12 protein-coding genes and 2 pseudogenes are annotated in these 14,302 nt (G+C 37.0%); 12 read left to right on the forward strand and 2 right to left on the reverse strand.

Annotation, left to right across the window (positions count from 1 at the left end; all coding sequences use genetic code 11):
• Window positions 1–21: 21 nt before the first annotated feature.
• From IGL30_RS05010 to nagA, 4 genes are all read left to right on the forward strand, one after another.
• A complete protein-coding gene (locus tag IGL30_RS05010; RefSeq protein WP_010719418.1) occupies window positions 22–183 on the forward strand; it encodes a hypothetical protein in 162 nt (53 codons plus the stop codon).
• Window positions 184–326: 143 nt separating this feature from the next.
• Window positions 327–1,544: a pyridoxal phosphate-dependent aminotransferase gene (locus tag IGL30_RS05015; protein ID WP_010719417.1), complete on the forward strand. Its 1,218-nt coding sequence runs from the start codon at window positions 327–329 to the stop codon at window positions 1,542–1,544.
• 206 nt (window positions 1,545–1,750) lie between these two features.
• Window positions 1,751–2,587 carry a helix-turn-helix domain-containing protein gene (locus IGL30_RS05020; protein WP_010719416.1) on the forward strand — a complete coding sequence of 279 codons (837 nt, stop codon included), beginning with the start codon at window positions 1,751–1,753 and terminating at the stop codon, window positions 2,585–2,587.
• Window positions 2,588–2,661: 74 nt separating this feature from the next.
• Window positions 2,662–3,810 (forward strand): N-acetylglucosamine-6-phosphate deacetylase, encoded by a 1,149-nt coding sequence (gene nagA, locus IGL30_RS05025; RefSeq protein ID WP_010719415.1) that lies wholly within the window; start codon window positions 2,662–2,664, stop codon window positions 3,808–3,810.
• Between the two features lie 164 nt (window positions 3,811–3,974).
• Here nagA and IGL30_RS05030 read toward each other — a convergent pair whose 3' ends face one another.
• Window positions 3,975–4,739 carry a DeoR/GlpR family DNA-binding transcription regulator gene (locus tag IGL30_RS05030; protein ID WP_053766402.1) on the reverse strand — a complete coding sequence of 255 codons (765 nt, stop codon included), beginning with the start codon at window positions 4,737–4,739 and terminating at the stop codon, window positions 3,975–3,977.
• A 217-nt stretch (window positions 4,740–4,956) separates the two neighbouring features.
• On the opposite strand from IGL30_RS05030, the gene ulaG reads away from it, so the two are divergent.
• The 7 genes and pseudogenes from ulaG (at window position 4,957) to araD (ending at window position 10,559) form a co-directional block, all read left to right on the forward strand.
• Window positions 4,957–6,024, forward strand: a complete 1,068-nt coding sequence (gene ulaG, locus IGL30_RS05035; RefSeq protein ID WP_123874847.1) for an L-ascorbate 6-phosphate lactonase — start codon at window positions 4,957–4,959, stop codon at window positions 6,022–6,024.
• A 16-nt stretch (window positions 6,025–6,040) separates the two neighbouring features.
• On the forward strand, window positions 6,041–6,493 hold the full coding sequence (locus IGL30_RS05040) for a PTS sugar transporter subunit IIA (protein WP_034866766.1): 453 nt from the start codon (window positions 6,041–6,043) through the stop codon (window positions 6,491–6,493).
• A gap of 12 nt (window positions 6,494–6,505) precedes the next feature.
• Window positions 6,506–7,995, forward strand: a pseudogene (locus IGL30_RS05045) (PTS ascorbate transporter subunit IIC).
• A gap of 43 nt (window positions 7,996–8,038) precedes the next feature.
• Window positions 8,039–8,338 (forward strand): PTS sugar transporter subunit IIB, encoded by a 300-nt coding sequence (locus IGL30_RS05050; protein ID WP_010719408.1) that lies wholly within the window; start codon window positions 8,039–8,041, stop codon window positions 8,336–8,338.
• A 14-nt stretch (window positions 8,339–8,352) separates the two neighbouring features.
• On the forward strand, window positions 8,353–8,994 hold the full coding sequence (locus IGL30_RS05055; RefSeq protein ID WP_123874846.1) for a 3-keto-L-gulonate-6-phosphate decarboxylase UlaD: 642 nt from the start codon (window positions 8,353–8,355) through the stop codon (window positions 8,992–8,994).
• 2 nt (window positions 8,995–8,996) lie between these two features.
• Window positions 8,997–9,856: pseudogene (locus IGL30_RS05060) on the forward strand (L-ribulose-5-phosphate 3-epimerase).
• Window positions 9,843–10,559, forward strand: coding sequence for an L-ribulose-5-phosphate 4-epimerase AraD (gene araD, locus IGL30_RS05065; protein WP_123874845.1), 717 nt, complete (start codon window positions 9,843–9,845; stop codon window positions 10,557–10,559). The pseudogene IGL30_RS05060 and the gene araD overlap by 14 nt, the downstream one beginning before the upstream one ends.
• 165 nt (window positions 10,560–10,724) lie before the next feature.
• Here the strand turns inward: araD and IGL30_RS05070 are convergent, their stop codons facing one another.
• Entirely contained in the window at window positions 10,725–11,507 is a 783-nt protein-coding gene (locus IGL30_RS05070; RefSeq protein ID WP_123874844.1) for a MerR family transcriptional regulator, read from the reverse strand.
• 178 nt (window positions 11,508–11,685) lie between these two features.
• Here IGL30_RS05070 and IGL30_RS05075 point away from each other — a divergent pair, with 178 nt between their 5' ends.
• Window positions 11,686–14,289 carry an HAD-IC family P-type ATPase gene (locus IGL30_RS05075; protein WP_123874843.1) on the forward strand — a complete coding sequence of 868 codons (2,604 nt, stop codon included), beginning with the start codon at window positions 11,686–11,688 and terminating at the stop codon, window positions 14,287–14,289.
• Window positions 14,290–14,302 lie beyond the last annotated feature (13 nt).

Genomic DNA, 14,302 nt, shown 5'->3' on the forward strand with positions numbered 1-14,302 from the left:
AGATGAAAAGGGAGAGAAAAAGTGGAAAAATATGATGGGGAGTTTTCTATCTTAGGAATGAGTGTTGGGCTAATTCTTGGTATTGTATTGAAAGATTTGTCTGCCGGAATTTTTTTGGGTGTTATTTGCGGAATTGCTATGGACTGGGGTGCGAATTTATTCAATGAATATCGACGGAAATGAGTTTGAAAACTAACTAAAATTTCTTATGGTTTTACTTAAAATTGTGGTAAATTTTAGAGGGATAGAGTATGATATTGAAAATAAGTAAAAAATAAAAAATCAGAAATTTCTGTTTATTTTGAAATGAGGGATTGGATAGCGTTATGAGAGAATTTGAAAAATCCAATAAACTAGAAGGCGTAAGCTACGACGTACGTGGACCTGTGTTAGAAGAAGCCGAACGTATGCAAGAAGAAGGGATCAGTATTTTAAAGTTAAATACTGGAAATCCTGCCCCCTTTGGATTTGAAGCGCCAAATGAAGTGATACGTGATTTGATTATGAATGCACGAGATTCAGAAGGCTATTCTGATTCTAAAGGCATTTTTTCAGCAAGAAAAGCGATTGAACAATATTGTCAAATCAAAAAGTTCCCCAATGTGACGATCAACGACATTTATACAGGGAATGGAGTCAGCGAACTGATCACAATGTGTATGCAAGGTCTACTTGATAATGGGGATGAGGTTTTAGTTCCGATGCCTGATTATCCATTATGGACGGCTTCAGTATCACTGGCTGGTGGAAAACCTGTTCATTATATATGTGACGAACAAGCAGAATGGTATCCTGATATTGATGATATTAAATCAAAAATAACGAGTAGAACAAAAGCAATCGTGATCATCAACCCAAATAATCCGACTGGAGCATTGTATCCAAAAGAGATTTTAGAGCAAATCGTGGAGATTGCTCGTCAAAATCAATTGATTATTTATTCTGATGAAATTTATGATCGTTTAGTCATGGATGGTTTAGAACATATTCCAATCGCTACCTTGGCACCAGATTTATTTGTCGTGACGTTGAACGGTTTATCTAAATCCCATCGTGTTGCAGGATTTCGTGTTGGCTGGATGGTGTTGAGTGGAGATAAATCACATGTTAAAGGCTATATTGAAGGATTGAACATGCTTTCTTCGATGCGTCTTTGTTCCAATGTATTGTCTCAGCAAATCATTCAGACGGCATTAGGTGGTTATCAAAGTGTGGATGAATTATTATTACCTGGTGGGCGTATTTATGAGCAACGAGAATTTATTTACAATGCCATTAATGACATTCCCGGCCTTTCTGCAGTAAAACCTAAAGCAGCGTTTTACATTTTTCCTAAGATTGATACGAAGCGTTTCAATATTTTAGATGACGAAAAGTTTGTTTTAGATTTCCTACATGAACATCATATCTTGCTGGTTCATGGTGGGGGATTTAATTGGCATCAACCGGATCATTTTAGAATCGTTTATTTACCAAAGATGGATGATCTGAAAACGACTGCTGTCAAAATGCGTGAATTTTTATCGACTTACCGACAAAAATAGCCTGTCATGGATGTTTTTACTCAAAAGAGCCGAACTCAAGTTTTGGCTCTTTTTGGTGTGAGAGATGAAATAATCACTAGCTAAATCAAAAATAAGGAAGGAAAAAAGTCGGACAAGTTTTTGATAGGACTTTTCTTGATGTTTCTTCTTCCGTAAAGTAAAATATTGGTATAATGCGAATACGCATATTTTGAAGGAGGATGCTTATGGAAACGTTGGTCGCTTCCTTTGGTACAATCATAAAAGAAATTCGAAAAGAACAGAAGATGACACAAAAAATGCTTTCGCAAGATATTTGTTCACAGAGTGTTTTAAGCAGAATTGAAAATAATGAAGAGCTACCAAATGTTGTTGTAATGGCACAAATTTGCCAACGTTTAGGCGTAACGATCGATCATGTCATGCGTTTATCTCATGGGAAAATTCGAGCGGTCTTAAAGAATTTTGAGTTAACAGACTTGTATTTTCAGCAACGAGATTATCGCAAGCTGGAACAAGTGTTAAAATCGCCAGAGGTTACAGAAAATTTGTACGAAGCTGCGGATTTTCAAAAATATTATTATTATTTAGGCGTCTGTGAATTTACATTACGAAAAAATATTACTCAAGCACTTAGTTATTTAAAAGAAGCGCTCTCCTATTCGACGTTAAAAGATCGAACACAAGTGACGGATGTTGAGATCCAGCTAGTCAGTTGCATTGGCAAAATCTATGGCGTAGCTGGCAAAACTGCGGAAGCGAGGTACTATTTAAGTCGTAGTATCCAACTCTTCCAAGAGACGATCCAAGATCGAACCAAAAGTGAGTTTACTCAAATTTTTTATAACTATGGAAGCTTTTTGTTGCACCAAGGAGAAATTGAACTATCTTTAGAACAAGTAAATCAAGGAATACGGTGGGCGCAAGATAAAAATAGTTATTATTACCTTAACGATTTATTTATTTTAAAGAGTTTGATTTATAAAAAGAAAGGTGAAATCAATAAAGCTCTCTTTTATGAAGAATTGGCACAATCAGTTAAAAAAATAGCAAAAAGTCTCTAAATGGTGTAGACCATTCTTGACTTATCTCCAAAATAAGAGTACCTTTAGGATAGAAAATCAAAGGAGAGAGAAGAATGAGAACTTTTATCTACGCAGACAAATTCTTTTTGTCATCCGGTGTCAAAAATGCAGGTTATCTTGAAATCACTGATGGTCTTTTTGGGGAGTATACCCAAAACACACCTGAAGGAGAAGTCAATATCATTGATCAAAGCGGAAAATGGATCGCTCCTGGTCTAGTTGATACGCATATTCATGGCTATATGAACCATGATGTGATGGATAATGATGCAGAAGGTGTGAAAGCAATGTCAGAAGGATTGCTTTCTTGTGGAGTAACATCGTTTTTACCAACTACTTTAACATCAAGTAAAGAACGTTTAAAAGATGTAGCTGAAACAATTGGAAAAATGTACCAAGAAGCTCCTGGAGCAAAAATTAAAGGAATCTATTTTGAAGGACCATTCTTTACGGAAGAACATAAAGGGGCGCAAAATCCAAGTTATTTTGGAGACCCTGATCTTGATACTTTCCATGAATGGCAAGAAGCTTCTGGCGGACTGATCAAAAAAATTGCCCTAGCCCCAGAACGAAAAGGCGTTGAAGAGTTTGTCAAACAAGTGACAGATGAAGGCGTGGTTGTTTCATTGGGTCATAGTAATGCGACGATCGATGAAGCACAAAAGGCAGTAGAAGCAGGTGCCAGTGTCTTTGTCCATGCGTATAATGGCATGCGTGGATTAAATCATCGTGAACCTGGAATGGTTGGTGCGCTACTATCGCTAGAACATGTTTTTTCAGAATTGATTTGTGATGGGCACCATGTTCATCCAAATGCTGCTCAAATTTTAATGGAAAAAGCAGGTCATGACCATGTGGCATTGATCACTGATTGCATGATGGCTGGTGGAATGCCTGATGGCAATTATAATTTAGGAGAATTTCCAGTGGTCGTGAAAGATGGAACTGCTCGCTTAGAATCAGGTAATTTAGCAGGAAGTATCTTGAAATTAAAAGAAGCAATCAAAAATGTAGTAGACTGGGGATTAGCTACACCTGAACAAGCTGTGATGATGGGAAGCTTAGTACCAGCAATCAGCTGCAAGATCGATGATACTTGTGGCAAGATCGCAAAAGGACGGGACGCTGATTTTATCGTATTGAATCCAGATATGACTTTAGAAGCAACATACCTAGATGGTGTAGAACGTTATCACGCTTAATAAAAAGACTGTTATTAAGTAAGTAAGAGCGAACCATCGCTGAAAGGCTGATTTGAAGAGCTTTGACTTAATGGATCAGGTCATTTTATTTGAACATCATTCGTAAATAAGCAAAAGCCGATGTGGTTGGGACAGAACCTTGTTCCATTCACACCGGCTTTTTTTTAACTGATTTGGATGACTTTCACCCCAACATTTTTGATTTCAGCAATTACTTTTTCAGAACAAAACTTGTCAGTAATCAAATAATCAAAAACAGAAATATCTGCAATTTTAAATTTTGATGTTAAACCAATTTTACGATGATCAGCAACTAGAATTTTACATTTAAACGTTTGACGAATCATCATTTCATTGATCGTTGATTCATTGAGAATTTTAGTTGTTACGCCATTATCGAGCGACACACCACTGCAACCAATGATACAGACATCAGCATTCATTGAAGAAATGGTATTTAATGCGATATCACCCACTAATGCTTCTTTTGGAAAGCGCATCTCACCTCCAGTCAAGATATAATTGCAGTTTTCTTTATGAGGGGAGTAAGTGATTTTTACGTTATTTGTGACAATTGTCAGGTGATTGGCACGTACATATTCAACCACTTTAAGTGCAGTAGAACTAGAATTGATGAATACGGTATCATAATCATTGATGTATTTACAAGCTTCACGAGCGATTGATTGTTTTAGTCGTTCTGGTCCAGATTGATCAAAGTCTGTACGATTATCATAATTATAAGAACAGAACCCGTAATGACGAATGATCTCATTTTTTTCTTCTAATAAATTTAGGTCTCTGCGTATTGTACTAATAGAGACTTTTAAAGATTCAGCTAACTCATATGTTGTCATTTGCTCTTTTTGTTGTAATCGCTCCAAAATATCCTTTTGACGCTTCTCAATATTGACAATGGAATTTTTCATTATTTACCCTCCTATTTGTTGCCTATGTATATGATTTTTATCGCTTCAAAGATTCATATAAAGTTTATTAACTATATATATCATACTAAAAAAATCAATTAACTTACAAAAACGATCATATAAATAACAAACAGTCATATAAAAGGGTTTTCATGTTTGTCGTTGCATATTATGATTTAGATATCAACAAAAGAAAGTTCTTGAGAGGAGAATTACAATGAGCAAACATGTCAATGATGTCACAAAAGAAAATTGGGTTTTAGAAACATTTCCTGAATGGGGTACCTACTTGAATGAAGAGATCGAAACAGAAGAAGTAAAAGAAGGAACGGTTGCGATGTGGTGGTTAGGTTGTACCGGGATTTGGTTAAAGACGCATAAAGGGACAAATATTTTGTGTGATTTATGGTGTGGGACAGGTAAACGTAGTCATGGAAATGGGATGATGAAAAAAGGGCATCAGATGATGCGAATGAGTGGGGTTCAAAAAATGCAACCGAACTTGCGGACGCAACCTTTTGTGATTGACCCTTTTGAAATGAAAAGTGTAAACGCTTTAGTTATCACGCATATCCATTCGGATCATTTGGATATCAATACAGCAGCTGCTGTTCATCAAAATTGTCCGAATGCAAAATTCATTGGTCCTCAAGAAGTAGTAAATACTTGGTTGAACTGGGGAATTCCAAAAGAGAAAACGATAATCGTCAAACCAGGAGATGAAGTCAAAATTGAGGATGTAACTATCGTTGCTTTAGAAGCATTTGACCGTACAGCATTAGTCACTTGTGAAGATCCAGAGGAAACTTTAAAAGGGAAAATACCTCAAGAAATGGATGAGATCGCTGTGAATTATCTATTTGAAACATCGGGTGGAAATATTTATCATGCTGGAGACTCTCATTATTCTAATATGTTTGCGAAACATGGGAACGAACATACTATTGATGTTTGCCTAGGTGCATATGGTGAAAATCCACGAGGTATCACGGATAAAGTGACTTCTGTCGATATGTTGCGAATGGCTGAGTCATTAAAGGCTAAAGTAGTCATCCCTGTTCATTATGATATCTGGGCAAATTTTATGGCTGATCCAAAAGAAATTACCGAAATATGGAAGTTTAAAAAGGATCGCTTGAAGTACGATTTTAAACCATATATCTGGCAGGTAGGAGGCAAGTTTACCTATCCAACGAACAAAGACGACCTGGAATTTAATTTCTACCGTGGTTTTGAGGATGTATTTTCTGTAGAAAACGATACACCATTCCCGTCATTCTTATAGAAAAGAGGCTAACAACATGTTGAAATATTTTTTGGATCAAGGCTTGGTGAAATATTCCGATAAAGAAATTACTGATTGGAAGGAAGCTGTTGCTGAAAGCTGTCAACTATTATTAGATAAAAAGTTGATTGATCAAAGTTACGTAGATGAAATCATCCAATGTGTAGAAGAACATGGTCCTTATATCGTGATTGTTCCCAAAGTGGCAATGCCACATTCTTCAGCAGATAGTGAAGGAGTTTATGGAACAGCTATATCATTCACTAAAATGAAAAGACCCATTCAATTCGACCAAGAAGAAAAATCAGCAAGTTTATTCTTTACTTTAGCAGCCAAAAATGTAGATCAGCATATGGAAAATATTCAAAAATTGTCTGAGTTGTTGATGATAGATGGGCTAATTGATCGTTTGGCAGATACCGATTCGATTGAAGACTATCGAGTGGTGATGCAAGAGTATAACTTATAGGAGGAAAAAAGAATGGCTGATTTTTTATTGAGCATTTGGACTTATTTCGCTACAAACATCTTAACTCAACCAGCTTATCTGATTGGTTTTATTGTACTGCTAGGGTACATTCTCTTGAAACGTCCATTTTATGAGTGTATTGCTGGTTTCTTGAAACAACAGTCGGTTACTTCATTTTGACGGTTGGTTCAGGAGGATTAGTAAACAACTTCCGCCCCATTTTAGTAGGTTTAAAAGAACGGTTTAATCTGGATGCGATGGTCACCGATCCATATTTTGGACAAAATGCCGTTGACTCTGGATTAGAGGAAACATTTGGTCGTACATTTGGGGATGTCATGATTTTACTTTTGATTGCTTTTGTTATGAATATCTTACTCGTTCGTTTTCAAAAATATACAAAATTACGTTCGGTTTTTACAACTGGAAATGTTCAGATTCAACAATCTGCAACTGCTTTTTGGATATTATTATTTTGTTTTCCCTCTTTAGGAAGAATTCAAGTTCTGATTTTTATGGGACTGATTTTAGGCTGTTATTGGGCAGTAGCTTCTAATTTAACAGTTGGTATCACCCAGGAGTTAACCGAGGGCGCTGGTTTTTCTGTGGCACATCAGCAAATGTTTGGTATCTATATATTTGCGAAGTTAGCCGAGTTTTTAAAGAAACGTGATCAAAAAAAAGAACACTCTAAAAAAGTGGATAAAAAATTGGAAGATATTGAATTACCAGGTTTTTTATCTATATTTAATGAAAATATGGTAGCAACTTCTTTATTAATGCTTTTATTTTTTGGAATTATTTTGTTAGTGCTAGGAAAAGATTATTTGATTCAAGCACAGTTTATGCAAGAAGGACAAAGTTTCTTGTTCTATATTATGACAACATCATTGAATTTTGCTGTCTACCTAGCCATTTTACAATTAGGAGTCCGTACTTTCGTGGATGAGCTAACACAATCTTTTCAAGGGATCTCAAATACAATCCTACCAGGTGCGGTTCCTGGGATTGACGTAGCTGCTACTTTTGGTTTTGGTTCACCTAACGCCGTAACCATTGGCTTCTTGTTTGGTGCCTTAGGACAATTTTTGATGATTGCCTTACTCATTTTGTTCAAATCACCAACCATCGTGATTGCTGGTTTTATTCCACTGTTCTTTGACAATGCAGTTATCGCAGTTTTTGCCAACAATCGAGGTGGTTTCAAAGCCGCCTGTCTGTTCCCATTTCTTTCTGGAATCATTCAAGTTGGTGGATCGGCCGTTTTTGCAACTTGGATCGGCATGTCAAAATATGGTGGCTATCTCGGTATGTTTGACTGGGCCACTGCTTGGCCATTATTTACTGTAATGATGAAGTTTTTGGGGTATGTTGGTATCGCATTAGTCGTGGTTGGGCTATTGATTATTCCACAATTACAATACCGTAAAAATCCAGACGGGTACTTTTTGATCGTCGATGATTATGAGCAATATGCAGAAAAATATCACAACGAGAATTAAATACAACAATAAAATTAAAATGAACACATAGGAGGAAAACATAATGAGAATTTTAGTATCTTGCGCAAACGGGTCGGGAACAAGTTTGATGATGATGAGAAGCGTCGAAAAGGCAATGAAAGAACTAGGTGTGTCAATTACCAAAATCCATCATTGTGCAATTTCTGAAGGAAAAAGTTCTGCGACTCAGTATGATGTCGTTTTTACACCAGTCAATTTTTTGAATATGTTTATCCAAGCAGAGAAAAAAGGAATTACAGTGATTGGCATTAAAAATGTCATGTCAGCCAAAGAAATTGGTGAAAAATTTGCTGAATCAGCGTTGTATCAAAAATCTAAATAAAAGAGGAAGACAAAATGAGCAGACCAAAATTACAGATTGCTTTGGATCATAATGATTTAGAACAAGCATTAGCAGATGTATTTCAAGTAGGGGATATTGTCGATATTATTGAAATTGGAACCATTTTATGTCTGCAAGAGGGGCGCAAAGCCATCAGCTGTATTCGTAGCATGTTTCCAAGGAAAACAATTGTTGCTGATACAAAATGTGCGGATGCCGGGGGAACGGTAGCCAAAAATGTAACTGATGCCGGTACGGATTTTATGACTGTTATCTGCTGTGCTACTCTGCCAACCATGGAAGCAGCTCAAAAAGAAGTGAAGGCATTGCAAGTCGAACTGTATGGGGATTGGACCTATGAACAAGCAGCTGAATGGCGGAGGATCGGTATCCAACAGGTGATCTATCATCAAAGTCGAGATGCATTACTTTCTGGTGAAACTTGGGGAGAACGGGATCTGACAAAAGTAAAGAAATTAATAGAAATGGGCTTTGCAGTTTCTGTGACAGGTGGATTAAACGTGGAAACATTGAAATTATTCGCAGGGATTGAAGTGGAAACTTTTATAGCTGGAAGAGGGATTTCTAGTGCGGACGATCCTGCAAAAGCAGCCAATGATTTTAAACAAGAAATGATTCGCATTTGGGGGGAATAGACTTGGCTCAAATCGAAATTTATGAGAAGGCACTACCAAAAGATATCTCTTGGAAAGAGCGCTTTTTATTAGCAAAGGAACTTGGTTTTTCCTTTATTGAGATGTCGATTGACGAGACAGATGAACGCCTAGCTCGACTCAATTGGTCTGACGAGATGATCAATCAAATACGCAAAGACATGAAAGAGACGGGTATACGGATCAATTCCATTTGTCTGAGTGGTCATCGCAGGTTTCCTTTTGGCTCTTCAAATGAAGCGTATCGGATAAAAGCCAAAGAATTGATGGTCAAAGCGATCCGACTTGCTCAGCGCTTAAGTATCAAAATTATCCAAGTAGCCGGATACGATGTCTATTATGAAAAAAAACAAGGCTATCACGAAAATTATTTATTGAAGGACTTGAAGAAAGCGTCAAAATAGCTTCTGAATATGGAATAATCTTGTCAATTGAAATTATGGATGATCCATTTATGAATTCAATCACTAAATTTTTAGAAATCAAACGCCAGATTGATTCACCATATCTTCAAGTTTATCCAGATCTTGGTAACCTTTCGGCTTGGCAAGAAAACGATCCAGAACGTGAACTAGAAAAAGGGATCAATTGGATTTCTTCCATCCACTTAAAGGATACCTATCCAGTAACAACTGAATCATCAGGTCAATTTCGTGATGTTCCTTTTGGCGCAGGCTGTGTTGACTTTGAGGGTTTGTTAAAGAAACTTAAACAGATGAATTATAATGGGTCATTTTTAATTGAAATGTGGAGTGAAAAAAATCCGGATTTTAAAAAAGAAATCGCAGCAGCAAAGAGCTATCTTTATCCGAAGCTAAAGGAGGCAGGTTATGAGTTTGCGTAATCCGATCATTAAAGAAATGAAACAACGTGTTTATGAAGCAAATTTGGCACTACCTCAATATGGACTAGTTAAGTTGACTTGGGGCAATGTCAGTGAGATTGATCGAGTGCTTGGGGTGATCGTGATCAAGCCAAGTGGTGTAAAGTATGAACAGATGGCTCTCGAACAAATGGTAGTGACTGATCTAGCTGGAAATCCGCTAGAAGAAGATGGGATGAAGCCCTCTTCTGATTTATCGACTCATGTGATTTTGTATCAAGCTTTTGAAAAAATCAATGCTATAGTCCACACGCACTCCACACATTCAGTCATGTGGGCGCAGGCTGGTCGAGACTTGCCTGCCTATGGAACAACTCATGCGGATGCTTTTTATGGAACGATTCCTTGCACACGGCAATTAACTGAAGAAGAAGTTAAAAGTGCTTATGAAAGAAACACTGGTCATGTGATTGTTGAAACGTTTCAAGAGAGACAATTAGCTCCCACTGAAGTTCCTGGTGTATTCGTTTATGGACATGGCCCATTTACTTGGGGTGAAACCCCTGCAAAGGCGGTAGAGAATAGCTTGATTTTAGACGAAATATGCTTAATGGCTAAAGAAAATGAAAAAATTAATCCTGCTATGCAATCTATTCCACAATATCTTTTAGATAAGCACTACTATCGAAAACATGGGATGCATGCATATTACGGTCAAAAATGACGAAGCTTGCGGGGGCTTACTTGAAGTCTTCACATTTATTGATTCGTAGCACTTAGTAGCAAATTTTTATTCTTGATTCATAAAAGAGTTACTATGTCTGAGTTTGATGTCTGATGTCAAACTCAGACGTAGTTTTTTCTTGTATAAATACTTAGTTATCCAAAGCTACGATTCAACTAAAATTTCTAAACGCGTCACATATTCTTCTGGCTTATTCGTTTCGTGAAAATCAATCAGATAAGATTCATAAAATGGACTGGCTCTATGAAGCGAATGGGTAGTCAGGTAGTTCATGATGGTAGCAATTCCTTTCTTCCTTTGTTCATAGTCACCTTTAAAACTATAACTAAGATAATTTCCAGCAGGGAGTATCTCAGCATCTTCATTTTTAATCGTAAGGTCAGGACAAAAATAAAATACTTGATAGGTAAAAGGATCTTCTTCTAAATGGATGATACTACCAAAAAGATTTTGATTATTAGTGCTTAATAAAGGTTCGTATTTTTTATGAAGTTCTTTTAACGAAAAGTCGATTTGTTCATCCGTTGCAACCGTAGAAGCTTTAAGAATCAGTCTTTTCGGTTGCTGCACTAATAGCACTTCTTGATAGTCTATGCTTTCTGCTTCTTCAATTAACTGGACACGTTCGATTAATAGTTCGATTTTTTTTTGTGAGTCACTGATGAGTTGATCTAGTGCCTCGATTTCAAAAGCTAATAATTCTTTTGTCTTGCTGATTTCTTTTTGCTTCAAATAATCGGCGATCTCAGTAATGGAGACGTCAAAATAACGTAGGTCACGGATGGTATTCAGTTGTTCAATGTGTTCGTAAGAATAATTTCGATAGCCATTTTCATCATAATCCGGTGTAATCAAACCTAATTTTTCATAATAGCGTAAAGTATGGGCTGTAATATCATAGAGCTTTGCTAATTCATTGATTTTCAAATCATCACTTCCATTGATCAGTCATTTTAAGTAAGGTTATTTTACTACGAAACGTGGGGGAAATGTGAATGGAATTGATTTTTTTATTCTACATAGATAGATTTGCTTAAATTTTTCTTGACCTTAGAGTCACTCTAACCTTTATGATTTGATCAGTAAGAATTATTGGAGGAAAAAAATGAAAGAATGGTACACCTTATCAATCATAGAAATCAAAGAAAAATTAATGGTAAAAAAAGCAATGAACGAACAAGAAAGGAACGAACGACAACTTAAGTATGGAAGAAACGTCTTAGAAAATGGTATTAAAGTTCCAGAATGGAAAAAATTTCTTTCTTACTTTCATGATGCACTGATGTACATTTTACTAGGAGCTGCGATCGTTAAGCTTTTTACAGGCGCATATATTGAAGGCAGTATGATTTTTTTAGTTGTTTTCTTAAATGCGCTGATCGGCTATTTACAAGAACGAAAGGCAGCTTCATCTTTAGACAGCATTGCGGAATTACTTAGTGAAAAAGCAGTCATCATCGAAAAGGGACAGCAAAAAGAGATTGCACCAGCTGATTTAGTGGTGGGGGATCAACTCGTATTGGCTGCTGGAGATATCGTTTCTGCAGATGTTCGTTTGAGTGAAACGTTCAATTTACAAATCGATGAAGCAATTCTTACTGGAGAAACCCATGCGATCCAAAAGACGACCGACCCATTACCGCTTGAGACACCTTTAGCGGAACAAACGAATATGGCTTTTTCTGGGACTAAAGTGGAATCAGGCAGAGGAGTAGGGATCGTAGTCGCGGTTGGAACTGCTACAGAAATTGGAAAAATCAGCACTTCATTAGGGTCGATCACAGAACAAGAAACACCGTTATTGAAGAAAATCAAAGAAATGAATACTAGTATATTTAAAGGAATCGCTGCGTTGATTTTATTGCTAGCTACCGTATCCTACTTTTATTATGGCATGACTTGGGGCTATATAGCGACAGCTGTCATTGCCTTGATCGTGTCTTCTATCCCAGAAGGACTTCCTTCGATCTTAACGATTATTTTATCTTCGGGTGTCAATCGAATGGCAAAGAAACAAGCAATCGTCAAAAATCTACCCACAGTTGAAACGTTAGGGGCAATGACAGTAATTTGTTCAGATAAAACAGGAACACTGACTAAAAATGAAATGACATTGGTTAGCTTAGCGACTAGAGAAGCGAACCATGGGGTGGAAATACTTGAAGAAAAAAACTGGACCAAAAATGAGACTTGGCTTGTTGAAGCGATGCATAATTGTCAAGAAACCCAACTAACTCAAGGAGTATGTCCAACTTCAGGTAATGCCACGGAATTAGCTTTATTAAAATGGACCAATCAACAACCGATCGAACTTTATCCAGTCGTTGATAAAATTCCTTTCGACTCAGCTTACAAATATATGGCGACCGTCCATGAGATTGCAGGAAAAAGGATCTTATTTGTGAAAGGTGCGCCAGATGTTTTACTGAATAAAGTACAATATGAACTGGGATCAGATGGAAGACAACAACAGATAGATCATGCTATGTGGTTACAAAAAAACGAACAATTAGCGCAAACAGGCCAACGTGTCTTAGCGTTTGCAATGAAAGAGTTAAAGGATCGTGAATTGTCACATGAAGAATTAACGAATGAGCTAGTGATGATTGGACTTAGTGGCATCATTGATCCGCCAAAGGAATCAGCTATTGCTTCAGTCAAGGAAATGCAACAAGCAGGGATCAGAGTAAAAATGATCACTGGCGATCATCAAGCAACAGCAAAAGCGATTGCTGAGGAATTAGGTTTAAAAAATGCTAAATCGGCGATTACGGGAACGGAACTAGATCAATTGACAGAAGAAGAATGGAAAATCGCTGTCCGTGAGAATGATGTTTTTGCCAGGACGACACCTGAACATAAATTGGCTATTGTGACCTATCTCCAAGAACAAGATGAAATTGTTGGAATGACTGGGGACGGCGTTAATGATGCGCCAGCTTTGAAAAAAGCCGATGTCGGGATCGCTATGGGAATCAAAGGGAGCGATGTTAGCAAACAGGCAGCAGACATGGTGTTGGTAGATGATAATTTTGAGACCATAGCAAAAGCCGTGAAAGAAGGAAGACGTATTTTTGATAATTTGAAAAAGACGATTCTCTTTTATTTGCCAACTTGTTTAGCCCAAGGATTACTATTGCTCTTTTCATTGGTAGGAAATTTCCCATTACCTTTAACTACTGTACAAATCTTGTGGTTAAATCTAGTCGCTTCGATCACCCTTTCATACGCGTTGGGTTTTGAAAAAGCAGATCAAGATGTTATGAATCGTCCACCGAGACCAATTAACGAAAAAATCCTATCAAAATATGCACTTTTGCGTATTTTATATGTTGGGATCATCATGACTATTTTAGGGTTCGTTGCAATGGATTTTGTTCCTGCTGAAGCGAAACAAACCGTTCTGATCAATGCGATGGTTTTTGGACAAGCCTTCTACATGGTTAATTGTCGAAGAGTGACTGAATTTAGTCTGACAAAAGATCTTTTTGAAAATCGGGCATTACTCTATTCGATTGGAGCGATGATCCTCTTACAAGGATTGATGTTAGTGTTCCCACCATTAAAAATTGCGATTGGGACAGTTTCGTTGACTGTCCAAGAAGCAAGCATCAGTTTACTACCTGGATTGGTTTTATTCCTTCTTGTTGAATTAGAGAAAGCTTTTGTAGGGATGACGGTAAAATCAACTCACAAACTAGATGCATGAGCCATTTTCTTTT

This window comes from Enterococcus sp. DIV1089c (genome assembly GCF_050530965.1).
GTDB lineage: Bacteria > Bacillota > Bacilli > Lactobacillales > Enterococcaceae > Enterococcus_B > Enterococcus_B hirae.